This window comes from Paenibacillus salivarius, assembly GCF_051307165.1.
GTDB lineage: Bacteria > Bacillota > Bacilli > Paenibacillales > Paenibacillaceae > Fontibacillus.
This window is the reverse complement of the sequence record NZ_CP195592.1, coordinates 3,045,584-3,069,139: the sequence shown is the minus strand read 5'-3', so window position 1 is coordinate 3,069,139 and position 23,556 is coordinate 3,045,584. Positions and strand designations below refer to the sequence as shown.

At 50.7% G+C, this 23,556-nt stretch carries 21 protein-coding genes, 1 pseudogene and 1 riboswitch; of the genes and pseudogenes, 19 read left to right on the top strand and 3 right to left on the bottom strand.

What is annotated here, in order from left to right; translation table 11 throughout:
• Positions 1–11: 11 nt before the first annotated feature.
• From ACSFXJ_RS13905 to moaA, 18 genes and pseudogenes are all read left to right on the top strand, one after another.
• Entirely contained in the window at positions 12–602 is a 591-nt protein-coding gene (locus tag ACSFXJ_RS13905) for an HD domain-containing protein (protein ID WP_435920949.1), read from the top strand.
• A 517-nt stretch (positions 603–1,119) separates the two neighbouring features.
• Positions 1,120–2,796 (top strand): methyl-accepting chemotaxis protein, encoded by a 1,677-nt coding sequence (locus tag ACSFXJ_RS13900; protein WP_435920948.1) that lies wholly within the window; start codon positions 1,120–1,122, stop codon positions 2,794–2,796.
• Between the two features lie 16 nt (positions 2,797–2,812).
• The gene (locus ACSFXJ_RS13895) at positions 2,813–3,508 is read left to right on the top strand and encodes a YjjG family noncanonical pyrimidine nucleotidase (RefSeq protein WP_435920947.1); all 696 of its coding nucleotides are present in this window, start codon (positions 2,813–2,815) and stop codon (positions 3,506–3,508) included.
• Between the two features lie 8 nt (positions 3,509–3,516).
• A complete protein-coding gene (locus ACSFXJ_RS13890; RefSeq protein ID WP_435920946.1) occupies positions 3,517–3,930 on the top strand; it encodes a VanZ family protein in 414 nt (137 codons plus the stop codon).
• Positions 3,930–4,316 (top strand): DUF2500 domain-containing protein, encoded by a 387-nt coding sequence (locus ACSFXJ_RS13885; RefSeq protein WP_435920945.1) that lies wholly within the window; start codon positions 3,930–3,932, stop codon positions 4,314–4,316. The genes ACSFXJ_RS13890 and ACSFXJ_RS13885 overlap by 1 nt, the downstream gene beginning before the upstream one ends.
• A gap of 438 nt (positions 4,317–4,754) precedes the next feature.
• Positions 4,755–8,433 (top strand): annotated as a pseudogene (locus tag ACSFXJ_RS13880) (nitrate reductase subunit alpha).
• Positions 8,423–9,964 carry a nitrate reductase subunit beta gene (gene narH / locus ACSFXJ_RS13875; RefSeq protein ID WP_435920944.1) on the top strand — a complete coding sequence of 514 codons (1,542 nt, stop codon included), beginning with the start codon at positions 8,423–8,425 and terminating at the stop codon, positions 9,962–9,964. Before ACSFXJ_RS13880 ends, narH begins: the two are co-directional and overlap by 11 nt.
• Positions 9,957–10,517 carry a nitrate reductase molybdenum cofactor assembly chaperone gene (gene narJ, locus ACSFXJ_RS13870; protein ID WP_435920943.1) on the top strand — a complete coding sequence of 187 codons (561 nt, stop codon included), beginning with the start codon at positions 9,957–9,959 and terminating at the stop codon, positions 10,515–10,517. The genes narH and narJ overlap by 8 nt, the downstream gene beginning before the upstream one ends.
• Positions 10,514–11,215: a respiratory nitrate reductase subunit gamma gene (gene narI, locus ACSFXJ_RS13865; RefSeq protein WP_435920942.1), complete on the top strand. Its 702-nt coding sequence runs from the start codon at positions 10,514–10,516 to the stop codon at positions 11,213–11,215. The genes narJ and narI overlap by 4 nt, the downstream gene beginning before the upstream one ends.
• A 32-nt stretch (positions 11,216–11,247) precedes the next feature.
• The gene (locus ACSFXJ_RS13860; protein ID WP_435920941.1) at positions 11,248–11,709 is read left to right on the top strand and encodes a GAF domain-containing protein; all 462 of its coding nucleotides are present in this window, start codon (positions 11,248–11,250) and stop codon (positions 11,707–11,709) included.
• The gene (locus ACSFXJ_RS13855) at positions 11,706–12,770 is read left to right on the top strand and encodes a sensor histidine kinase (RefSeq protein ID WP_435920940.1); all 1,065 of its coding nucleotides are present in this window, start codon (positions 11,706–11,708) and stop codon (positions 12,768–12,770) included. Before ACSFXJ_RS13860 ends, ACSFXJ_RS13855 begins: the two co-directional genes overlap by 4 nt.
• Positions 12,767–13,414, top strand: a complete 648-nt coding sequence (locus ACSFXJ_RS13850) for a response regulator transcription factor (RefSeq protein ID WP_435920939.1) — start codon at positions 12,767–12,769, stop codon at positions 13,412–13,414. The genes ACSFXJ_RS13855 and ACSFXJ_RS13850 overlap by 4 nt, the downstream gene beginning before the upstream one ends.
• A 21-nt stretch (positions 13,415–13,435) precedes the next feature.
• A complete protein-coding gene (locus tag ACSFXJ_RS13845; RefSeq protein WP_435920938.1) occupies positions 13,436–13,951 on the top strand; it encodes a hemerythrin domain-containing protein in 516 nt (171 codons plus the stop codon).
• Between the two features lie 171 nt (positions 13,952–14,122).
• The gene (locus ACSFXJ_RS13840; RefSeq protein WP_435920937.1) at positions 14,123–15,622 is read left to right on the top strand and encodes a nitrate/nitrite transporter; all 1,500 of its coding nucleotides are present in this window, start codon (positions 14,123–14,125) and stop codon (positions 15,620–15,622) included.
• Between the two features lie 39 nt (positions 15,623–15,661).
• The gene (locus tag ACSFXJ_RS13835; RefSeq protein ID WP_435920936.1) at positions 15,662–16,681 is read left to right on the top strand and encodes a ThiF family adenylyltransferase; all 1,020 of its coding nucleotides are present in this window, start codon (positions 15,662–15,664) and stop codon (positions 16,679–16,681) included.
• A gap of 125 nt (positions 16,682–16,806) precedes the next feature.
• Positions 16,807–17,253 (top strand): molybdenum cofactor biosynthesis protein MoaE, encoded by a 447-nt coding sequence (locus ACSFXJ_RS13830; protein ID WP_435920935.1) that lies wholly within the window; start codon positions 16,807–16,809, stop codon positions 17,251–17,253.
• Positions 17,250–17,489 (top strand): molybdopterin converting factor subunit 1, encoded by a 240-nt coding sequence (gene moaD, locus ACSFXJ_RS13825; protein WP_435920934.1) that lies wholly within the window; start codon positions 17,250–17,252, stop codon positions 17,487–17,489. Before ACSFXJ_RS13830 ends, moaD begins: the two co-directional genes overlap by 4 nt.
• Before the next feature lie 5 nt (positions 17,490–17,494).
• Entirely contained in the window at positions 17,495–18,508 is a 1,014-nt protein-coding gene (moaA, locus tag ACSFXJ_RS13820; RefSeq protein WP_435920933.1) for a GTP 3',8-cyclase MoaA, read from the top strand.
• Between the two features lie 194 nt (positions 18,509–18,702).
• Here the strand turns inward: moaA and ACSFXJ_RS13815 are convergent, their stop codons facing one another.
• The 3 genes from ACSFXJ_RS13815 to ACSFXJ_RS13805 all read right to left on the bottom strand — a co-directional run bounded on the left by ACSFXJ_RS13815 (position 18,703) and on the right by ACSFXJ_RS13805 (position 22,658).
• The gene (locus ACSFXJ_RS13815) at positions 18,703–19,881 is read right to left on the bottom strand and encodes an MFS transporter (protein ID WP_435920932.1); all 1,179 of its coding nucleotides are present in this window, start codon (positions 19,879–19,881) and stop codon (positions 18,703–18,705) included.
• Between the two features lie 87 nt (positions 19,882–19,968).
• A riboswitch (purine riboswitch) is annotated at positions 19,969–20,067 on the bottom strand.
• A gap of 132 nt (positions 20,068–20,199) precedes the next feature.
• On the bottom strand, positions 20,200–21,909 hold the full coding sequence (gene ilvB / locus ACSFXJ_RS13810; RefSeq protein ID WP_435920931.1) for a biosynthetic-type acetolactate synthase large subunit: 1,710 nt from the start codon (positions 21,907–21,909) through the stop codon (positions 20,200–20,202).
• A 32-nt stretch (positions 21,910–21,941) separates the two neighbouring features.
• Positions 21,942–22,658: a YwiC-like family protein gene (locus tag ACSFXJ_RS13805; protein WP_435920930.1), complete on the bottom strand. Its 717-nt coding sequence runs from the start codon at positions 22,656–22,658 to the stop codon at positions 21,942–21,944.
• Positions 22,659–22,881: 223 nt separating this feature from the next.
• Between ACSFXJ_RS13805 and ACSFXJ_RS13800 the strand changes: the two genes are divergently transcribed.
• Entirely contained in the window at positions 22,882–23,550 is a 669-nt protein-coding gene (locus ACSFXJ_RS13800; protein WP_435925764.1) for an NAD(P)H-dependent oxidoreductase, read from the top strand.
• The last annotated feature ends 6 nt before the right edge of the window (positions 23,551–23,556 follow it).

The following is a 23,556-nucleotide window of genomic DNA, read 5'->3' as shown; positions in this document are numbered from 1 at the left end:
GGATTCATTCGATGGAGATTATGATAGATAAGCAGATCGCATTTCTCGTTGAAATCGATAAACTGAAAACGATAAACCGCAAAACTAAAATCATTCACGATTCCAGATTGGAAAATGATGCGGAGCACTCCTGGCATCTTGCCGTGATGGCGCTGATCCTGCATGGTCACGCTAATCGCGAAGTTGATCTGTTCAAGGTTATTAAAATGCTCCTGATTCACGACTTGGTCGAAATCGATGCCGGCGATACGTTTGCTTATGACACAAAAGGCCAGGCGGACAAGTTTGAACGAGAGGCCAAAGCTGCGGCCAGATTATTCGGTATGCTGCCGGAAGAACAGGGTAAGGAAATGATGGACCTCTGGCTCGAGTTCGAAAAGAAAGAAACCGGCGAGGCGAAATTTGCGGCATCCCTGGATCGTTTGCAACCGTTGGTACATAATCATCTGAACCAAGGCGACACGTGGAGGAAATTTAATATCACCAGCGAGCAAGTGTTGAACCGAAACAAGGAAATCGCCGAGGGTTCCGAAAAGCTGTGGGCATACGCCGAGTCGATCATTCATAAGTCCGTGGAAGAAGGAATTTTGGCTAAAGCGTAATCATCAGCTATGGGTTTTGAATTTAAAAAGGAGGCATTCGCTTGCGATTGATCATTGTGGAAGGGATTCAGGGCTCGGGCAAATCAACGGCTTCCAGATTCATCGCCCTCCAATCCGAGCGGAACGGATTCCGAATTAATTAAATATTGCGGCGATTACTACAATGCAGAAATGAATATTGAAATTCAAATTAAGATCATAGATCGCGGATTGAGCATTTTTGGAGATTATCACCTTAAACCAAAGGAGTCCAACAAGTTCTATCTCGATCAAATAAGCATTCTCGTTCATTTTGTGGAATCAAGCTCAGGGGAAGTCGACCGCCTTATTATAGAAGAAAAAGATTTGGCGGGCAATCGGAATGAAGAGGGGACAATGTTTGTTAGACGGCAACCCGGCTGGAATTGATAACCTTTAGTCCCTTTCTTCCTCTTTTCACAATTACAATAGTCATAGTCTTTATGCAGGGCGATTGATTAAAATCCTACAGAATAGATAAGATAAAGGGGAATGTAGGATGCATAATTCGCTCAAAGGCAAAATTCTTAGACTGATCACCGTTCTGATTGCAGCTTGTGCGATCTCTTTTACGGCCTTATCGTATTTTGAAATACAGCGTTCGGTTACGAGTCAAATGAAAAGCGACGGCACGACCTTGGTGAGCAATATCAAGCGGGACATCATCAATAACGAGATTGTCGATCTTCAGGCGATGCAGAACATTTTCAAAACGATCAAGGAGGACAGCAACGGGAATATCGTATATATTTCGCTATCCGACACGGAATCCAATCTTATCGTTTCCGACAACCACATGCTGGAACAATTGGGGGATGACGCCAAGAATGACGCGACATCTGCAGCATCGGCAAGCGGGGATGTTTCGAAAGTCGTGGAGCGCCAGGAAACGGTGGGCACCCTTCTTGAGACAGCGGAAGGGCAAAAGGTATATAATGTATCTACGGACTTTACATACAACGCCGAGTTGTCCGGCGTATTGAATGTGGGCATTTCCTTGGACAATATGCACGGCGTGATCCGCAGCTCTCTAATTTGGACCGTGACCGTATCCTTGGTTATTTTAGCGGTCGCTTTGATTATTGGGGCTATTGCGGCACGTAAAATGATCCATCCGTTAACGATGATGACGGGACGGATCCAAGAATTTGCGGATGGGGATTTTACTAAAGAAGTACGTTATCAGAGCCGGGATGAAATTGGAGCGATGTCGACAAGCTTGGCTCACATGAGGCTAACGCTCGGCGGTATGGTGAAGGACATTCAGCAAAATTCCAAAAAGGTCGCTACCAGCGCGCAAACGCTAAGCAACATTATTGATGAAACCACGGCATCGGCAACCGAAATATCCAGAGCGACGGATGAGCTGGCGAACGGTGCGGGGGGATTGGCAAACGGCGCTCAGGATGGTTTAGAAAAATTGAATCGCCTTGCGGATGAAATCATGAAACTTAACGGCAGGGCCGAAGTCATGAAAGCAAGCATTGATCAGACGAAGAGTGCCAGCCTAACCGGAATGAATTGTATCGGCGAACTGCAAAAGGCGATGAATGAAAACGCGGGAATTACGTCCAAAATTGAAGAACAGGTTGATGAACTCGGCGTAAAATCGGAGTTGATCACCGAAATCACGGCAGTGATCCGGGCGGTTTCCGATCAGACCCATTTGCTTGCGCTAAATGCGATGATTGAAAGCGCAAGAGCAGGCGAGCACGGAAGAGGGTTTGCCGTCGTCGCGGAACAAATTCGGAAATTGTCCGAACAGACCGCAAGCTCGGTTCAGGGAATCGAGGAAACGGTTCATCAGGTGAATGCAGCCATCTCGAAGACCCAGGATTTCATGGAGCAAGGCACGCAAGTTGCACGAAGAACGGCAAGGGTTTCCGAGGAGACGGGTCAGGCTTTTGAATTGATTGCCCGCTCTGTTTCCGAGTTTATCCGTGCTATCGAGGAACTCATCGGCGGAATTTCCCAACTGGATTCGGATAAGAATGGAGTTATCGCCGCCATGGAGAGCATTTCCTCGATCGCACAGGAATCAAGCGCTTCTACGGAAGAAATATTGGCGGCGACGGAGGAGCAGCTGGCCGGGATGGATCAAGTGGCCCATGCTGCGGAAGAGTTGAAGAATATTGCGAAATCACTGGAACAATTAATAGACCGGTTTCGTTTTTGATGAAGGAGGAAAAAACTTGCCTTACGAGCTTATTTTGTTTGACGCAGACGACACGCTATTTGATTTTTCACAATCGGAATTGAACGCCCTCACGCTTTCATTCGGAGAACATGAAATCGAGCTGAGCGATCTTTATTTTGAGAGCTACAAAAAGATTAATCAACAGTTGTGGAAAGAATTCGAGGAGGGTAAGCTCGCGCAGGATCAGCTACGGGTGGAACGCTTCCAACGATTTTTCATAGAGCAAGGCTTAACGATGGACGCGGCTCATTTCAGTACCCGGTATTTGACGCATTTGTCGGAAGGGGCATTTCTGGTACCGGGAGCTTTGGAGTTATGCGACTACTTGAAATCTCACGGCTACAGATTGGCTATTATTACGAACGGCATAAAAGAAGTGCAGCTGAAAAGAATCGGCAAGTCCGAATTGAGTCAAGCCTTTGAACAGATTGTCGTTTCGGAAGAAACGGGGTATCAAAAGCCGCAATCCGGCATTTTTGATTATGCGTTCCACAAGCTGAACGTTAACGATAAAGAGCGGGTATTGATGGTCGGCGACTCCTTGACTACGGATATTCAGGGGGGAAACAATTACGGAACCGATACTTGCTGGTTTAATCCCGCAGGTAAACTGAATCCGTCGGGAATTCAGCCGACCTATGAAATTTCCAGTTTGAAGGAACTGGTCGGGATTTTGGAAAAGAACGCATAGCAGCGCCAATGAAAAAAGCGAACATTCGATGCCTATCGAATATCTTTTTAATCGGGTATACGGCATTGCTTGCATATTGGATGATTTGGGGATTCGGCAGGAGCGTCGGCGAGGACTTCATGTATAATTTGCGTCCTCTGCACACGATAAGGCTGTATTTTAAGGCGATTGGTTCCGGTGCGTCGGCAGTTAACTTATTGGGGAACATCGCCGTCTTTATTCCGTTTGGCCTGCTTATCCCGAAAGGGTTGAATCGAACCTTGCTTAAGTCATTCATGGTTTTTGTGTTCGGTGTATTCATTCTGGAAACGATTCAACTGTTCTCACGAAGAGGTAGCTTTGACGTGGACGATCTGCTGTTGAACAGCGTTGGATTTTTAGCAGGATACGTTGTGTATCATGGGGTGAGGAGGTTCACATAATGAATAGCTCTGCAGGCGGGTTTACGGATTTTTGGAACGAGGTCCCCCTATTTTTCAAAATTTTTGCGGGTTTCTTGATCGTGGTGGTCGTCGGGGGATTTCTGTACGTCATCATAAAAGGAATATCTATAGGGATTGCGAACAACCGGGCGGCATTGCTGACCAAGCGCTGCAAGATTGTCGACAAAAGAACCGAAGTATGGGGCGGATCGGGCGAATCAAGCGCGAATACGAGTTATTTTATTACATTTGAATTTGAAGATCGGAGCAGAATCGAACTGCAGGTGAAACCGGATCAGTTTGGGCTTATCGTGGCCGGAGACCAAGGGGAAGTTACCTATCAAGGTACACGGTTTAAAGGGTTTGCGAGAAAAGACTCTGCTTGAGTTCTTTTTCCGCTAACGAAACCTGGTATCCTTATTTTCAGAAAATCGCCCTTCCTTAGAACGTAACGAAACACTGTATCGCTATTCTCGTCATGATCCTCCGAATTTGGTTTGTTTGGCTCAAATAAAGTTACCTAGTTTCTTTAGATTCAACCGATCGCATAAAACGGCTCAATAAGAGCGCCCTGTTTCGTTAGCGGCCGGCCGCTAAGAACCGGGATGAAAACCCTGGCACCCTCATGGTGCTGGGGTTTTTACTTTTTGTTCACCTTTCGTTCTTTTTCGTCAATTTTGTGAATAGGGGATTTACCCCTCGCCTCAGGGATTTCCCTTATGGGAACCTGGAGGAATCACTTTCATAATGTGAGTTAGAAGAATGAATGCAAATGGATTCCCCTCTACTTGACTTCATTCTGGACGAAGGAGTGATCGCTTCACATGAAAAGAAGATCCAGTCTTAAATTTTTTAAACCGTTGGAAAGTTATTCGGGAAACTGGTCGATTCTTGAGGAAAAAAGCCGGGAATGGGAAAACATGTACCGCGGCCGCTGGTCTCATGACAAAGTGGTCCGGACGACTCACGGCGTGAACTGTACAGGTTCCTGCAGTTGGAAAGTATTCGTGAAAAACGGGATTATCACTTGGGAAAATCAGCAGATTGACTATCCTTCTTGCGGTCCCGACATGCCTGAATTCGAACCGCGCGGATGCCCGAGAGGCGCTTCGTTCTCTTGGTACGAATATAGCCCGCTCCGGGTGAAATATCCTTATATGCGCGGCCGCTTGCTGCGGTTGTGGAGAGACGCTTTGGCCAGCAACAACAATCCGGTGGACGCTTGGGCAAGCATTGTGGAAAATCCGGAATTGTCCAAATCATACAAACAGGCCCGCGGTAAAGGCGGCCATGTTCGGGTCACGTGGGAGGAAGCTTCCAAGCTGATCGGGGCCCAACTCATTTATACGATCAAAAAATACGGCCCGGACCGCATCGCCGGCTTTACGCCGATTCCGGCCATGTCGATGATCAGCTACGCTTCCGGGGCGCGTTTTATATCCCTCTTGGGTGGCGAAATGCTCAGCTTCTACGACTGGTATGCGGATTTGCCTCCGGCTTCCCCGCAAATTTGGGGCGAGCAAACCGATGTGCCGGAATCGTCCGACTGGTATAACTCCGGATACCTCATTATGTGGGGTTCCAACGTACCGCTCACCCGGACGCCGGATGCCCACTTTATGACGGAAGTACGTTACAAAGGGACGAAGGTGGTCTCGGTGGCGCCGGACCATGCCGAAAACGTAAAATTCGCCGACAACTGGCTCGCGCCTCATCCGGGAACGGATGCCGCCTTGGCCCAAGCGATGACGCATGTCATCCTGGACGAATTTTATATGCAACGCCAGGAGCCTATGTTCCTGAACTATGCGAAGCAATATACCGATATGCCGTTCCTGATTTTGCTGGAGCCGCATGAGGATCAATATAAAGCGGGCCGTTTCCTTCGTGCCAGCGACCTTGGCGATACGTCCGAGCATGCGGAGTGGAAGCCGGTCATCATGGATGAAGCCTCAAACGGCGAAATCATCGTTCCGAACGGGACGATGGGCCAACGGTGGGAGAAAGACGTGAAGTGGAACCTTATTCTCGAACGCGAGGACGGCACGAAAATCGATCCGGCCTTGTCGGTCGAAGGGCAAGATTCGGAATGGACGGAAATCGTATTCCCTTATTTCGATCAAGCCGGCAACGGGACGTTCAAACGGACCATTCCCGCGAAAAAGGTAACACTGGCCGACGGTTCCACCCATTTGGCGGTCACGGTTTATGACCTGATGCTCAGTCAATACGGCGTGAAGCGCAGCGGCGGCAAGTATGAAGCCAAAGGCTATGACGATGCCGCTTCCCACTATACTCCGGCATGGCAGGAGAAAGTCACCGGGGTGAAAGCATCGCTGGTCGTTCAAGTGGCCCGTGAATTCGCGCAAAACTCGCTCGACACCGGCGGCAGATCGATGATCATCATGGGTGCGGGGATCAACCACTGGTTCAACAGCGACACGATTTACCGCTCGATTTTGAACCTGGTCATTCTGACCGCTTCTCAAGGCGTGAACGGCGGGGGCTGGGCTCATTATGTCGGCCAGGAAAAATGCCGTCCGATTGAAGGCTGGTCCGCCATCGCCTTTGCGAAAGACTGGCAAGGCGCGGCTCGTCAGCAAAATGCGACATCGTTCTTCTATTTTGCGACAGACCAATGGAAGTACGAGGAAATGAATACGGAATCGCTCAAATCGCCGACCGGCGGAGATCTGAAATATAGTCATCCTGCCGACTATAACGTGCTAGCGGCACGACTCGGCTGGTTGCCGTCTTATCCACAATTCAACAAGAACAGCTTATCGTTTGCCGAAGAAGCCGCGAAAAACGGTCAAACCGACAACGCGGACATCATTCAGCACGCCTATAAACAAGTTGTATCAGGCGATACGAAGTTCGCCGTGGAAGACCCGGACGCGCCGGAAAACTATCCGCGCTCGCTTTTCGTTTGGCGTTCGAACCTCATTTCGAGTTCGGCCAAAGGGCAGGAGTTCTTCATGAAGCATTTGCTCGGGACGCACAACGGACTGTTGTCCACGCCGAATGAAGAGGAGAAGCCGGAAGAAATCGTTTGGCGCGATGACGTGGAAGGAAAGTTGGACCTTCTGGTCGCGCTTGACTTCCGGATGACCGCGACGCCGATGTACGCCGATATCGTGCTGCCTGCGGCAACCTGGTACGAAAAAACAGATTTGTCCTCCACGGATATGCACCCGTTCGTGCATCCGTTCAATCCGGCCATCGACCCGTTGTGGGAATCGAGATCGGACTGGGACATTTACCGTTCGCTGGCTCAAACCTTCTCGGAAATGGCGAAGGAGCATTTGCCAGGCGTTTATAAAGACGTCGTTATGTCACCGCTGGGGCACGATTCGGTCAGCGAAATCTCCCAGCCTTACGGACTGGTCAAGGATTGGAAGAAGGGCGAAGTGGAGCCGGTGCTCGGCAAAACGATGCCGAACTTCTCCATCGTGGAGCGGGATTACACGCAAATTTACAACAAATACATCACGCTCGGACCGAACCTGGAGACGGGCAAGGTTGGCGCTCACGGCGTTTCGTTCTCCGTGAAAGAAGAGTACGAAGAATTGAAAAAAATCAACGGCACGCACTACGACGAAACGATCAAAAACGGTCGTCCGAAGCTTCATACGGCCCGTCATGCGGCCAATGCGGTATTGCACGTTTCTTCCGCGACAAACGGCCGAGTTTCGCAGAAGGCATGGGAATCCGCGGAACAGGATTCGGGCGTGGAGCTTAAGGATATTTCGGCAGACCGTGCGGCTGAACGCATCACGTTCGCAAGTATTACGGCCCAGCCTCGCGAAGTCATCCCTACGCCGGTGTTTAGCGGTTCCAACAAATCGGGACGCAGATACTCGCCGTTTACGACGAATATCGAACGACTGGTGCCGTTCAGAACCTTGACGGGACGCCAGCATTTTTATCTGGATCATGAAATTTTTCTGCAGTACGGCGAATCACTGCCGGTCTACAAACCGACATTGCCGCCGATGGTGTTCGGTCCGCACGACAAACAGGCGCAGATCGACAAGGACACCTTGGTACTGCGTTATCTGACTCCGCACGGCAAGTGGAATATCCACAGTACGTACCAGGATAATCAGCACATGCTGACTTTGTTCCGGGGGGGGGCCGACCGTCTGGATCAGCCGCGAGGATGCGGAAGCGAATCAAATCAACGATAACGACTGGCTGGAAGTGTACAACCGGAATGGCGTCGTTACGGCAAGAGCCGTCGTCAGCCACAAAATGCCGAAAGGCACGATGTTCATGTATCACGCGCAAGACAAACACATTAACGTTCCGGGCTCGGAAATTACGAAGGAACGTGGCGGTAGCCATAACGCGCCGACGAGAATCCATTTGAAACCGACGCAATTGGTGGGCGGCTACGCCCAACTCAGCTATGGCTTCAACTATTACGGCCCGATCGGCAACCAGCGGGACGTGTATGTGGCAGTCCGCAAAATGAAGGAGGTCGACTGGCTTGAAGATTAAAGCGCAAATCGCCATGGTGATGAACCTGGACAAATGCATCGGCTGTCACACCTGCAGCGTCACATGCAAAAGTACCTGGACGAATCGCGAAGGCGCGGAATATATGTGGTTCAACAACGTCGAGACAAAACCGGGGATCGGTTATCCGAAGCGTTGGGAGGACCAGGAGCAGTACAAAGGCGGCTGGACGCTGCGCAAAGGTAAGCTCGAGCTGAAATCGGGCAGCAAGCTTTCGAAAATCGCGCTCGGCAAAATTTTCTACAACCCGGATATGCCGGAGATGAAAGATTATTACGAACCATGGACTTATGATTACGAAAAATTGACCAATTCCGGCGAGAAAAAGCATCAGCCGGTGGCCCGTCCGAAATCGGTCGTATCCGGCGAAACGATGGATTTGGAATGGGGCCCGAACTGGGAAGACGATTTGGCCGGCGGACATATTACCGGTCCGAAGGATCCGAACATCGAAAAGATCGAAGAAGAGATCAAATTCAATTTTGAGCAATCATTCATGATGTATCTGCCGCGTTTGTGCGAGCACTGCCTCAACCCGAGCTGCGTGGCGTCCTGCCCTTCGGGAGCGATGTACAAACGGGATGAGGACGGCATCGTCCTGGTCGACCAGGAAGCTTGCCGCGGCTGGCGGTATTGCATGACGGGCTGCCCTTACAAAAAGGTATATTTCAACTGGAAAACGAACAAAGCGGAAAAATGCACGTTCTGCTTCCCGAGAATCGAAGCCGGTCTACCGACCGTCTGCTCCGAAACTTGCACCGGCCGTATCCGTTATCTGGGCGTAATGCTCTATGATGCGGACCGCGTGCATGAGGCTGCTTCGACACCGGACGAGAAGGATCTGTACAAAGCGCAATTGGATCTTTTCCTCGATCCGAACGACCCTGCCGTAATCGCGCAAGCACGCAAGGACGGGCTTTCCGAAGAGTGGATCGAAGCGGCACAGAATTCGTCGGTCTACAAGCTGGCGATCGAATACAAGCTGGCATTCCCGCTGCATCCGGAATACCGCACATTACCGATGGTTTGGTACGTACCGCCGCTTAGCCCGATCATGAGCCATTTCGAAGGCAAGGATTCGATCCAGAACCCGGACATGATTTTCCCGGCAATCGAAGAAATGAGAACTCCGATTCAATATTTGGCGAATATGCTGACGGCCGGGGACACGGAAACCGTTAAGGAAGCTTTGCAGCGCATGGCGATGATGCGTCAATATCAACGGGCGCAGAATACGAAGCAGCCGTTTGACAACAGCCGCCTGGAACGGGTAGGCTTGACGGCCCGTCAGGTGGAAGAAATGTACCGCTTGCTGGCGATTGCCAAATACGAGGACCGGTTCGTGATTCCGACTTCCCACAAGGAAGGCTATATGGATCCATACCGCGCGCAAGGGATGGAAGGCTTCGGCATGGATTGCGACGGCTGCGGACCGGCGTCTCCGAAACCAAGCATGAAGAGCGGCAAACAGCAGTACGAAGAGAACTTTTACGGAGGGATCTGGCGTGATTGATCTGGTCAAGCTTACCGATTACAAAGAAACGTTCGGTTTTTTCGCCCGGCAATTGGCCTATCCCGACAAGCTGAGCATGCAGGAGTTGACGATGGACGGGGCATTCGCCCCATCCATTCAGCCGCTGATCCAGGCCTATAAGGAAAAAATGCAGGAGCTCAGCATGGACGAAATCGAGGAGAAGTACGTCGAGACCTTTGATTTTCAGAAATCGTCAACGCTGTATATGACCTTTGCCAAATATGAGGACTCGAAGGAGCGGGGCAATATGTTGACCGCACTGAAAGCCATGTATGAAATGTATGGTCTTGAAGTTACGGACACGGAATTGCCGGACTATTTGCCGATGATGTGCGAATTTTTGTATGCGGCGGAGTGGGTGGACAACGAACATGCCGAAGCGAGCATGCAAACGATGCTTGCTATCATCGAAGACGGTTCCTTTAAATTGTTGAAGTCTCTCGAGAAAGCGGACAGTCCGTATTTTTACCTGGTAAAAGCGTTGAGGGAGACGTTTAAGCTTTGTCTCCGGAAGGAGGCGGCAGAAGTATGAATCTGTGGGATCAATTTTTATGGGTCATTTTCCCATATCTGAGCGTCGCCGTATTTGTGGTAGGCCATATTTTCAGGTATCGGTACGACCAGTTTAACTGGACGGCCAAGTCCAGCGAATTTATCGAAAAGAAACAACTGATGATCGGCAGCCTTCTGTTTCACATCGGGATTATCCCGGTTATTTTCGGGCATGTCGGCGGACTTCTCTTTCCGAAGAACTGGATGAACGCCTTGGGAGTCAGCGATCATTTGTATCATATTTTTGCCCTGTATATCGGCGGCATTTTCGGGGTGGTCACGTTTGCGGGCATGCTGCTCCTGACGGCGCGCCGGTTCACGAAACGGACGATTCGCAAGCTGAGCTCGACCTCGGATTTGATCGTCAACTCGCTGCTGCTGTTCATCGTCTTCATGGGACTTTTTTCGACGCTCGTCACCAACAACGTGCAGCCGGAATTCGATTATCGCGATTCCATATCGATCTGGTTCAGAGATTTGTTCATGTTCCGTCCGGAAGCTTCCATGATGGTGAATGTTCCGCTCAGCTTTAAACTTCATATCATCGCAGGGCTTCTGATTTTCGCGTTTTGGCCGTTCACCCGCCTGGTTCACGTATGGAGCGTGCCCTTGAATTATGTGCGGAGAAGCTATATCCTTTATAGAAAGAACCGTACAGACAAATCGTTACATCGATAAACACAGCATTTACTAGGTAGGGAGAGACCATCATGTTGCCATCACCTGGCGAATATCAGGTTATCATAGATCAAGTTAGAGAGAGCATGGGGTACGATTTTGTATCGCTGGCTTTCGCCCAGTCTGCGGCGGAGGGGTTTGAAATTACCTGGCAGTATGCTTCGGGCAATTTGAACAACCGGTACAAGCGGATCGTACTCCAATCAGGGAAAGGGATCGCCGGGATCGTCTTCAAGACGGGGAAACCGATTATCGTGACCCATGTCCGGGAAGAATTGAACCCCCAGGATATGATCAATTACCCGATTCTCATTTCCGAACGGCTGCTCAGCCTTGTCGCAATTCCCTTATACCTGTTGGATCGTGTGGAAGGCGTATTGCTTGCGGGGTCCCGGGAGAGCGGACGGATGACCAGGGAGGAATTCCAGCGTCTGTCCGCTTATTTAAACGGATCATTCGGAGACTACTTGATCAAGGAGATGTCCATTTCATGATGAACCAAATGCTCAAGGTCTCTCCTGAATTGTTAAGCAAAATGTTCGAAAACAGCCCGGAAGCGATCGTGTTGTTCGATGCCTCGGACGAGGTCATCTCCATGAACAAGACCGCCGAGAGAACCTTGCTCCGGTCGGACCTCGCCGCGGCCATTAACTCGGAAGAAGCGAAGTCTTTCTGTTTTACTTGCAGAGGCTACACGAGCGAAGAAGAGCAGATGTCGTGCTTGAACTGTTATTTATCGAATCCCGCGAAAGATTTCTCCTCCTTTCAGGTATATATCGAAACGAAGAATAGGGGCACCGTTCCGTACTCCGCGAGCTTTTTTTCGGTCGATGAGGCGTCCGGGATCCGCGTTTTGATGCTGCGGGATTTGACGAACCAACTGACAACGCAGGAAAATCTCAATCGCAATACGATGATGAAAAATATCATTAAAGCGCAGGAAGACGAGCGGAAGCGGATATCCCGTGAGCTGCACGACAGCGTGGCCCAGGAGCTGCTTAGTTCGCTCGTTGACCTTCGCGTGCTGAAATATTTAAATGTGCAGGAAGACGCCCTGCAAAAAATCCGTCAAACCGAAGCTTCGCTGACCCGTCTGCTGGATCAAATCCGCAACCTGTCGGTCGAGCTTCGTCCGGCTTCATTGGACGATTTGGGATTGGAGGCCGCATTTCGCTCCCATTTCAAATGGGTGGAGAAAACGTACGGGGTGATCGTCCATTACACGTCGGAATTGAACGGAGGACGGTTCAACAGCGAGGTTGAAACCGTCGTATATCGGATTTGTCAGGAATCTTTATTGAACGCGATGAAATATGCCGATGTCGACGAGATCGAGGTCAGGCTTTTCGAATCCGGCGACTACCTGGAACTGATCGTCAAGGATCAGGGCGCGGGCTTTAACATCAGCAATATGGATCCCAAAGGAACCGGTCTCGGACTCTACGGGATGAGGGAACGCGCAGAATTGGTGAAAGGCGAGCTTCAGATCGTTTCCGCGCCCGGACAAGGAACAACGGTTCGATTGCAAATTCCGGTTGGGGGGAACGAAGCATGAAAATAGTGATCGCGGACGATCATGCGGTCGTACGAAGCGGCTTTGCGATGATTCTGAATTTTCAGGAAGACATGGAAGTGGTCGCCACGGCGGCGGACGGGATCGAAGCCTACAAAATGGTCGCCAAACATAAGCCGGACATTTTGCTGATGGATTTAAGCATGCCACCCGGAGAGAGCGGACTGATCGCAACGGGCAAAATCAATGAGGATTTTCCCGATACTAAAATTATTATCCTTACGATGTACGACGACGAAGAGTATTTATTTCACGTGCTGAAGAGCGGCGCAAGAGGTTATGTGCTTAAAAATTCGCCCGACGAGCAGCTGATCACCGCGATTCGGATGGTTTATCAAGGCGGGGTTTACATCCATCCGCAAATCGCGACATCGCTGGTTAGGGAATTTATCAATAAAGATCAGCGCGTGGATGAGAGCAACCCTTATCAGCTGCTGTCCACGCGAGAAATCGAAATCCTGCCGCTGGTTGCGAAGGGGTACGGGAATAAGGAAATCGCGGAGATGCTGCATATTTCCGTGAAGACGGTCGAAGCCCATAAGGCCAAGCTGATGGAAAAGCTGAATTTGAAGACAAGGCCGGAGCTTGTGGAATATGCATTGAAAAAGAAGCTGCTTGATTTTTAACGGAGAGGAACGCGTGTTGACATGAATCACACGAATTTGATCAGCGCATTGCCCGCCATGCGGATCCTTGAGAACGAACACCGGTATTTGTCCGGTTTGATGGAAGAATGGCATTCGATCGTGTTGAATCTGCAGAATGACCGTTATTCACTAGAATTGGCCCGGGAACAATTTGCAAGGCTTCGGACACTGTTGGAGCAGTTTAAAGAGCCGCTGCAGAAACATACGACCAAGGAAGAAGCGTTTTTCTTCCCTTTGCTGGGCCGATATATCGGCTATGAGCAGGGACCGATTGTTTCCATTGAGCAGGAGCATGAAGAGATCGTGGCCTACATCGACCATTTTCTCCACCATTCGGCGGGGGAATACGGGCTCGAAGAAATGAAGGCCATTTCGAGAGATGCCGGGGAAGCTTTTGAGATTTTGACCGTGCACTTTGTGAAGGAAGAGTCCGTGTTGTTTCCGATGACGGCACAGGTGATGAAAAAAGAGGATATCGAGCGATTGACCGAACAGCTTCATACGTTGATCGTTTAATGCAGAGCCCTAAATCGTCCCCGGATGATTTGGGGCTTTTTTGTGACGATAGGGAGTTCTCAATTCCGGTTAGGGGAATTCCCTATGCCGTCCGAAAGAATGACTGCGATACAATACGGATGGGGAATCTGGATTTGGTTCATTCATTATAATGGAAAAGGTGATGATAGCTTGATTAAAAAATTTCAATTGCCTTTGCAAACGATGAATTTGATTGTCGGTTTTGCAGTATGGGTCATAATCTCTTCTTTGTTATCGTTTATGCGGGATGATATCAGCATTCCCGCCAGCCAAACGGCGATCATAACCGCCATTCCCGTCGTACTCGGTTCCGTGCTCCGAATCCCTATGGGATATTGGGCGAATCTCGTAGGCGCGCGTATCGTATTTCTGGTAAGCTTTATTCTTCTGCTCTTTCCCGTGTATTATATTAGTATAGCGGATTCCGCATTGGATTTGATGATCGGCGGATTGTTCCTTGGCGTTGGAGGTGCCGTATTCTCGGTAGGCGTCACTTCGGTGCCGAAGTATTATCCGAAGGAACAGCATGGATTTGTCAACGGGATCTATGGCCTCGGTAACATGGGGACGGCGGTGACTACGTTTGCGGCTCCGATTATCGCGAATCAGTTCGGCTGGCAGACAACGGTCAAATTTTATCTGATACTGCTGCTTGTGTTCGCGGCTTTGAACTTCCTGTTCGGCGACCGCAAAGAAGTGAAAGTCAAAACCCCGATGATGGCCCAGATCAAAGCCGTCTATAAAAACGAAAAACTTTGGCTGTTCTCGTTGCTTTATTTTATTACATTCGGCTCGTTTGTCGCTTTCACGGTATATCTGCCGAATTTCCTGGTCACTAACTTTGAACTGACGAAAGTGGATTCGGGGATCCGTACCGCCGGATTTATCGCGCTGGCCACATTTATGCGCCCTGTCGGCGGATGGCTCGCGGACCGGTTCAACTCCTGGTATTTGCTGATCGGCGTGTTCTCGTTCTATACGGTAGCCGCGATCGTTTTGGCCTTCTCGCCAACGATTGCGCTGTATACGGTAGGGTGCTTGGCCATCGCCGTGAGTGCGGGGATCGGGAATGGGGTCATTTTCAAGCTGGTACCGCAATATTTTAACAAGCAGGCCGGAACCGTCAACGGGATCGTATCCATGATGGGCGGACTCGGCGGATTTTTCCCTCCTTTGTTGCTCTCGGCGATCCATTCGGTCACCGGACAATATTCGATCGGGTTTATGCTCTTGTCCCAGGTTGCCCTGGCGAGCTTGATTCTCGTCATTTGGATGGTATACCAGAACAAGCTGAACATTTCCTCGGAAGTGTTCAACCGGACCGTTCAGGGGATTCTCGTCACGGATCAAAAAGGGACGATCATGACGATCAACCCGGCGTTCACGGCTTTGACCGGTTTTACGGAAAAAGATGCGCTCGGAAAGAAACCGAACATTATGCGTTCCGACCGGCAATCCAAAGACTTCTATCAAGAGATGTGGAAGAGTATCAAAGAGAACGGCATGTGGCAGGGACAAATTTGGAATCGCCGAAAAAACGGTGAAATTTACTTGCAATGGCTCAACATTAGTGCGGTTAAAGATGAAACCGGGGAGGATGTGCGTTATGTTGGCATTTTCTCTGAATTGAATCATAGGCAAGCGCAATAATTACGGTTCTTGTTTTTTGCAAAAGGAGGGGACGTCAACATGGAGAACCGGTATTCGCGGCAAACGCTGTTCAGGCCGATCGGAAATAAGGGGCAGGAGCGTCTGGCCGAGGCGACCGTTACCGTCATAGGTTGCGGCGCTCTCGGTTCGGCAATAGCCGAAACGCTGGTCCGCGCCGGGGTCGGACATCTTCACCTCGTGGACCGGGATATTGTCGAGGCGTCCAATTTGCAGCGACAGCAGTTGTTTAGCGAGCGGCACGCCTTGGAAATGATTCCGAAAGTGGCCGCGGCGGAAGAAAGGCTCCGGGAAATCCGGAGCGATGCCCAAATCACGACATACATGGATCATGCCGATGGTATGCTGCTGGAACATTTGGCGCTACAGAGCGATGTCATCATGGACGCGACGGACAATTTCGAAACCCGTCTCGCCATCAATGACGTCTCCCATAAAACAAAACGTCCCTGGATCTATGGGGCTTGCGTAGGGAGCGCGGGCGTGGTGTTTCCGTTCATTCCCGGCAGATCCGCCTGCTTCCGCTGCTTGCTGCCGGTTCTTCCATCGTTGAACGAAACCTGCGATACGGTCGGCGTCATTGCTCCCGCCGTACAAGTGACGGCTGCGCTGCAATGCGCCGAGACCCTAAAGATCCTCACGGGCAATGAGAAGGACTTGATGGGCAAAGTTCACCACTTTGATCTGTGGAACGGAACCCGGGTAGATGCGGGAGTCTCGCGGATTAGAAATCCGCATTGCGAAACTTGCGGGGAATTCCCGACCTACCCGGCGTTATCCGCCGAGGAGCAAACGAAAGCGGCGGTGCTTTGCGGCAGGAACGCGGTTCAAATGATGCCAAGCTCGGGCAGGAAGATTAGTCTGGAGGATGCGGAACGGGCGGGAAAGGCGGCACAAGCGGCAATAAGGGTTACCCCATATTTTGTGGAGATCACGCTGTCCGAACACCGGGTCATGGTATTCGGCAACGGCCGCTTGCTTATCCACGGCATACATGATATACATCAAGGCATGAAGATCTACCATCAGTTATTCGGGTAAAGGTAGTTTAAAAGTAGACTTTTGATCACGATGTGATATCCAAGAAGCATTTGAGGCATCTCGGTGCTGAAAAGTCAACTTTTAAACATTAATTAAAAATATATACACAACAGGAGGCTGGGTTTATGAAACGCTTTGAAATCGTGGAGGGCCCGATTGAAGTCCAGCCCTACATCGATGCCGTGCTGCATACCGGGGCAGGCGCGGTGACCGTCTTCACGGGTCATGTCCGGGAATGGACGCAGGGCGTGCGGACTCTTTACCTTGCCTATGAAGCTTATATTCCGATGGCGGAGAAAAAAATGGCCGAAATCGGCGCCGAAGTAGAAGCCAAATGGCCGGGAACCCGGATTGCGATCGTGCACCGGATCGGCGAGCTGCAGCTGTCGGACATCGCCGTAGCGATCGTCGTTTCATCCCCTCACCGCAAGGCCGCTTACGAGGCGAACGAGCATGCGATCGAACGAATCAAACAAATCGTACCGATTTGGAAAAAGGAAATATGGGAAGACGGAGAAGAATGGGTTGGGCATCAGACCAAAAAACCGGGTGAAGGGATGGGTTCGAAATGATCACGGTTCTATATTTTGCGGGACTGAAAGAAATGACCGGCAAATCGCAAGAGAACGTTCCGCTGGCCGAAACGACGGTCCGTGAACTGATCGATTGGGCCACCTCCGCCTATGAAGGCTTTATTTTTGAGCCGGGCACCATTCAAGTCGCAGTCAACGAAGAATATGCGCTGCTTGACGACAAAGTCGTTGACGGAGATGTGGTGGCCTTTATTCCGCCGGTTAGCGGGGGGTAATCATCATGGATGACGCGCTGCAAGACAAGCTGCATAGACCGCTGCGGGATTTGCGCATTTCCGTAACGGACCGATGCAACTTCCGTTGTACCTACTGCATGCCGAAGGAGATTTTTGGGGACAATTATGCGTTTTTGCCGAAAAATCAGCTGCTTTCCTATGAGGAAATCAGCCGGCTTGTGGAACTGTTCGTCTCCTTGGGCGTGAAGAAGATCAGGCTCACGGGCGGAGAACCATTGCTGCGCAGCGATTTAAGCGAGCTTGTCCGAAAAATTGCTTCAATCCGCGGGGTCGAGGATATCGCGCTCACGACAAACGGCCTTTTGCTTCATCAGTACGCGGAACAGCTGCACGATGCGGGTTTGAGACGGCTGAATATCAGCCTCGACGCGCTGGAGCCGGCTCTTTTCGGCACGATGAACGGTCGGGGAATCACACCGGAACGGATTCTGAAAAACATCGACTTTGCCAGCAGTCTCGGTTATGAGGTGAAGGTGAATATGGTCGTTCAAAAAGGGATGAACGATCAGGAGATTATCCCGATGGCGGAGTATTTTAAAGACCGCAATATAACATTGCGAATGATCGAATTCATGGATGTGGGCACCGACAACGCTTGGAGTTACGAGAAAGTAACGACAAAGGCGGAAATGCTGGGAATGCTCGGCGAAAAGTATGACCTGAAGCCGGTTGAGCAGGCGTACTTCGGCGAAGTGGCCAAGTATTACCGGTACGATCAAAGTAAGGCGAAGATCGGTTTTATTACTTCGGTATCGGAGTCGTTTTGCTCGTCGTGCACGCGGGCGCGATTATCTTCTGAAGGCAAACTATTTACCTGTCTCTTTGCGACAAACGGATTCGACCTGCGGGCCATGCTGCGAGACGGAGCCACGGATGAGGAACTGCTCCGGGCGATCGGATCGGTTTGGGAAAACCGGACCGACCGCTATTCGGACGAACGGACCGAATATAAGGCCAAGCACCGGAAAAAGATAGGGATGTCGTATATCGGCGGGTAAATTAAGGGGGAAATGACGGGGTTCTATCCAGAACGAAAGGTTTGAGTCATGAAGTTCTTCGTAACTTGCAGGCTTTGCTGGCGGTCAATAAACTTCATAGCCGCGAAGAGGAAAGACTGCTGTTCGATTAATCGATAAAGGGCCGTCCCTCAGTCATGAAGACTGGGAGACGGCCCTTGGTTGCGTTTTTGAGCTTATCTGCCGTTCGTGCCCGTTGCGTTAACTCTTACAAGCGCCGGTCTTGTCAAAGAAAAGACCGCACAAGCCAAAGATATAAGAACAATAAGGCCTCCAAACCAAGCCGTGCTGGTCACCGTACCGGTTTGGTCCAATACGATGCCGCCGATTGCCGAGCCTAGAGAAATACCGATTTGCAATGCGGAATTGTTAAAGCTCTGCTGGATATCGGATGTCGCCGGATCGGTTTGAATCAAGTAGATTTGTTGAGGCGGAGACAAACTCCAGCTTAACGCGCCCCATACGATCATAAGCGGGATAAACAATACGAGCGAAAAAGTCGTAAACGGTAGCAGGAAGAGGACAACCGCAAAGGCGCTAATGACCAAAATGATGCTTTTGGGAGCGCCGATCCGGTCCGAAAGGGTACTTCCGAAAGCTCCGCCGCTAACAGCCGCCATCCCGAAAATAAAGTAGAACACGCTGACCCAATAGGAATTCATATGGAGATTCGTTTCCAAAAACGGCGTAAAATAGGCGTACAGCGTGTAATGACCTGCCAGCATAAACAGGGTGGCTAGATGGGCTGTGCCGATTTTCGCGCTGCCGACCGCTTTTAATTGCTCGGATAGAGGAATCGTATCTTCTCCGGGAATGTTCTCGAAAAACAGGGAGATCATGACCATGGAGCCGATAGCCAGTACGGCGATGCCAAGGAAAATGTAACGCCAACCGAATACGTTTGAAATCACGATGCCCAGCGGCACGCCCAATACGAGCGAGGAACTAATGCCCATATAAATCAGTCCCAGCGCTTTTGCCCGGTAGGCGGGCTCCACGATTTTCGCGGCCATGGTCAAGGAAAGCACGACGAGCAGTGCGGTACTTGCAGCGGACACGACTCGCGCGACCATCATCATCGTATAGCTCGTGCTAAAAAAGGTCATGACATTGCCGAGGAAAAAAACGAATAGAGAGGCAAGATACAATTTCTTGCGCTCGATTTTTCGGGTGAGTACGAGCAGGACAGGCCCGGCGATTGCATAAATTAAGGCGTATACCGTGATCAATTGTCCGGCCGTTCTTAACGAAATGTGAAGATCGTCCGCGATCGTCGGCAATATGCCGCCCACGATCAGCTCGACCAGTCCGACCGCGATCGTCGATAAAGCCAAAATGTACACTTTTAGATTCATGTGTGGATCATCCTTTCTTCGTTGCCATCAAGATAGAAAAAGGCTTGGGGGTTTCTTCTCGGAAAACAAAAAATCCTGACTACAAAAAACGAAATGATCATTTTCTGTAGTCAGGAATTTTGGTTCCTGGTAGAAACCCTCAAGCCATATTCTAGAGGTTATACAGGTCATATATTTATGAAAATATTCAACATATAACAATCTACTAAAATTCGAACTGTTTTTCAAGAGGGAATTTAAATCCAATGATTCACTTACAGTAAAAAAGGTTCCTATTTGCCTCGCATGACTTCGAGTTTCATAGGAACCTTTTTCTATTTAGCCGACGATCATATCTTGGTTGCTTCCGCCGGGCGGTACAATCGGATAAACATTCTCTTCTTCGGTGACGTCGAATTCGATGATGACGGGACCGTCGGTACTGAAGGCGATGTCGATCGCTTGATGCGCTTCTTCCGGCGTGCTCGCTTGAAGGCCTACAGCGCCGAACGATTTGGCCAGGGAGGCAAAGTCGGGAGAACTGATTCGAACCGCCGAGTATCTGCGGTCATGGAACAATTGCTGCCACTGGCGAACCATGCCAAGATACCCGTTCTTTAATATCGCCACTTTCACGTTCAGCCCCAGGTCGACGGCGGTCATGATTTCCTGCATGTTCATTTGGAAGCTGCCGTCCCCGGAAATGCAAATGACGGGGCGATCCGGGCAAGCGACGGCAGCGCCGATGGCGGCGGGAAATCCGTAGCCCATCGTCCCGAGTCCTCCTGATGTGAGCAGGGAGCGAGACTCGCTGAATTCATAGTGATGCGCCGTCCAAATTTGGTGCTGGCCCACGTCGGTGGAGACGAGTGCACGCCCTTCCGAACGTTCGCTTAAGGAGTGTATGACCTCTTGCGGAGACAATTTACCGCGGCTTTTGCCGCTGAAGTTCGCCGGAGCCCGTTTGGACCAGCCGGAAATTTGCCCGTGCCAGTTTTCAAGTCCGCCTCCGTCCGATGGCTCGGGAAGCCGGTCAAGAAGGCCGGACAGCGCTTCATCCACGGAACCGCAGATGGCCAGATCGACGCCGATGTTTTTGTTCAGCTCCGCTTCATCGATATCGATTTGGATTTTGAAGGAATCCGGCGAAAAGGATTTTCGCTTTCCCGTGACGCGATCGCTGAAACGAATCCCGAGGCAAATCAGCAGATCCGCATGTTGTACGGCTCGATTCGCCGCTACCGTACCATGCATGCCCAGCATGCCCAAATACAAAGGATGCCGGGAAGGGAAGGCGCCGATTCCCATCAAGGTAGAGACGATCGGCAGGTTGCGGCGATCGGCAAGCTCTTGAAGGAGACGCGGGGCCGAACCGGCCATGCATCCGCCGCCCGCGAGCAGGACCGGCCGTTCGGCAGCCGCCAGCCTGGCGGCGATTTGATCCAAATCGTCAGGATCGATCGGCTGTTCGGGACGGTAACCTCGGAGTCGCATTTCCGTCCGGTCAGCACGACTGTTTCCGGATTCGGTTTCGGAGCGGGGGTGTTCCACCTGCATGGTCATCACATTTTTGGGAAGATCGATCAGAACGGGACCGGGGCGTCCGGATGTCGCTATGTAAAAAGCCTCGCCGATGATCCGCGGGAGATCCTCCGGATTCAAAACGAGGAAATTATGCTTCGTGATCGGCATCGTCATGCCGTAGATGTCGACTTCCTGAAAACTGTCGAGTCCGATCAGGTCGGTCGCGACCTGCCCGGTCAACACGACAAGCGGGACGGAATCCATATAAGCAGTCGCAATTCCCGTGACGGCATTGGTCGCGCCCGGACCGCTCGTGACGAGCGCCACGCCAGGTTTCCCCGTAGCCCGGGCGTACCCGTCGGCGGCATGGACGGCGGCTTGTTCATGTCTGACAAGCACATGGTTGATATCGGAACAATCATACAAAGCATCGTAGATCGGGAGAACGGCACCCCCAGGATACCCGAAAATCGTATCGACTTGCTGATCCAGAAGAGACTTGATCAAAACCTTCGCCCCATTCATCTTTACCACTCCTTTTTATATAAGGGGAAATATTAATACACGATAAGAATCGTGGAGAATACGAGCGCCGAATAAACGATTTCCAGAATGCCGCAGCGCTTGACCGTGATTTTCGTCCGGGGCGTAAACACTGCTCGGATCAATAGAACGCCAAACGGAATTAAGACGGCAAGAGGGAACAGCGCCGCGGAAATGGCCAACAACAGCACATGATAAACGATGGACAGCCGGTAGAAACGGGGATTGTTTTTTTCCCGAATAATCGTTTTGACAAAAAAGATCGTGCCCGTGAAATAAAGGACGTTCAGGACGAACAATTCGGCGGCCAACATCCGGTCGCTGCCGCCTCCGATATCGTAAGCGACGAACACCATGAAGCAGAATTGGATGACCGCAGCCAGGTCGTTAAGGAATGCGCGCTCCCGATTGCGCTTAGCAAACCAGCAGTTAACGATGAATAACGGGATAAACAGAGGGAGCCAGACGAAGAGTCCCGGTTCCCATATGAGCAAACCGGCCGCAACAGGAATCAGCAGGGCGGCGTAGAAGAATACGGGTTTGGCGTATAGTTGTTTTTTCTTCGTGCGGATCAGCTGAAGCAGGGGGAATGAGAACAGATACACAAGGAGCCAGCCTGCAAACAATAAGGCATGAATCCATTTCGGTTGCGCGGCGAACATGCCCGACAGAAAGGGAATCAACAGCATGGCCCATGCGCCGTGTTGTTTAGGCAAATAGCCTTTTTTCATATGTAAACCGACCTCGCTTTCTTCCAGTATCGAAAGGGCTATTTCTACTATTTTACCTTTCTGGCCGGCGGGGGTTGTGAGGGTGGTCACTTTCAAAATGGAGTATAGGTGAAATATGACATACATTCGTGTGCCTACTTCAAAGGGAGACGAACTTCCATTATGATGAATTCGAGAGGACTTTGTATCAAAAAATGCAGCGGGAGTGGAAACGAACATGAACATGACTTTGACAAAAGATGAAATTTTGAACGCCTTCCGATCCAGACATGCGACGAAGGAATTCGATGCCAGCAAAAAAATAAGCGATTCCGATTTCGAGTTTATTTTGGAAACCGGACGGCTGTCGCCGAGTTCTTTCGGCTTCGAGCCCTGGAAGTTTGTGGTCGTTCAGAACATGGAACTCCGGATGAAGCTTGCCGATTATGCCAGCGGGGCCAGAAAACAGCTGCCGACCGCAAGCCATTTTGTCGTCGTCTTGTCCAGACTGCCAAAGGACCTGGAGGCGGGCTCCGATTATATCCATGGCATGTTACACCAAGTTCAGAAGCTGCCTCCCGAGGTGGCTACAACGAAACAAGGTACCTATGACCGGTTTCTGAAGACCGGCTTCCAGCTTGCGGAAAATGAAAGAGCGATGTTCGAATGGGGTTGCCGGCAAACGTACATCGCTCTCGGAAATATGATGACTGCCGCAGCCCTGATCGGTATCGATTCTTGTCCGATGGAAGGGTTTGAAAAGGAAAATATCGAACGTCTGTTGGCGGAGGAGGGGATTCTCGATACTGCACATTTCGGCGTTGCCTGCATGGCGGCGTTCGGATATCGGTTGAATGAACCCGGGGAGAAAACCCGGAGAGCTGCGGATGAAGTGATATCCTGGGTCAAATAATTCGAA

What these genes read in the sequence shown, in the direction of transcription:
- ACSFXJ_RS13905 (WP_435920949.1), top strand. Translation starts at nt 12, where the DNA reads ATGGAGATTATGATAGATAAGCAGATCGCATTTCTCGTTGAAATCGAT.
- ACSFXJ_RS13900 (WP_435920948.1), top strand. Translation starts at nt 1,120, where the DNA reads ATGCATAATTCGCTCAAAGGCAAAATTCTTAGACTGATCACCGTTCTG.
- ACSFXJ_RS13890 (WP_435920946.1), top strand. Translation starts at nt 3,517, where the DNA reads ATGAAAAAAGCGAACATTCGATGCCTATCGAATATCTTTTTAATCGGG.
- ACSFXJ_RS13885 (WP_435920945.1), top strand. Translation starts at nt 3,930, where the DNA reads ATGAATAGCTCTGCAGGCGGGTTTACGGATTTTTGGAACGAGGTCCCC.
- narI (WP_435920942.1), top strand. Translation starts at nt 10,514, where the DNA reads ATGAATCTGTGGGATCAATTTTTATGGGTCATTTTCCCATATCTGAGC.
- ACSFXJ_RS13860 (WP_435920941.1), top strand. Translation starts at nt 11,248, where the DNA reads ATGTTGCCATCACCTGGCGAATATCAGGTTATCATAGATCAAGTTAGA.
- ACSFXJ_RS13855 (WP_435920940.1), top strand. Translation starts at nt 11,706, where the DNA reads ATGATGAACCAAATGCTCAAGGTCTCTCCTGAATTGTTAAGCAAAATG.
- ACSFXJ_RS13850 (WP_435920939.1), top strand. Translation starts at nt 12,767, where the DNA reads ATGAAAATAGTGATCGCGGACGATCATGCGGTCGTACGAAGCGGCTTT.
- ACSFXJ_RS13845 (WP_435920938.1), top strand. Translation starts at nt 13,436, where the DNA reads ATGAATCACACGAATTTGATCAGCGCATTGCCCGCCATGCGGATCCTT.
- ACSFXJ_RS13835 (WP_435920936.1), top strand. Translation starts at nt 15,662, where the DNA reads ATGGAGAACCGGTATTCGCGGCAAACGCTGTTCAGGCCGATCGGAAAT.
- ACSFXJ_RS13830 (WP_435920935.1), top strand. Translation starts at nt 16,807, where the DNA reads ATGAAACGCTTTGAAATCGTGGAGGGCCCGATTGAAGTCCAGCCCTAC.
- moaD (WP_435920934.1), top strand. Translation starts at nt 17,250, where the DNA reads ATGATCACGGTTCTATATTTTGCGGGACTGAAAGAAATGACCGGCAAA.
- moaA (WP_435920933.1), top strand. Translation starts at nt 17,495, where the DNA reads ATGGATGACGCGCTGCAAGACAAGCTGCATAGACCGCTGCGGGATTTG.
- ACSFXJ_RS13815 (WP_435920932.1), bottom strand. Translation starts at nt 19,881, where the DNA reads ATGAATCTAAAAGTGTACATTTTGGCTTTATCGACGATCGCGGTCGGA.
- ilvB (WP_435920931.1), bottom strand. Translation starts at nt 21,909, where the DNA reads ATGAATGGGGCGAAGGTTTTGATCAAGTCTCTTCTGGATCAGCAAGTC.
- ACSFXJ_RS13805 (WP_435920930.1), bottom strand. Translation starts at nt 22,658, where the DNA reads ATGAAAAAAGGCTATTTGCCTAAACAACACGGCGCATGGGCCATGCTG.
- ACSFXJ_RS13800 (WP_435925764.1), top strand. Translation starts at nt 22,882, where the DNA reads ATGACTTTGACAAAAGATGAAATTTTGAACGCCTTCCGATCCAGACAT.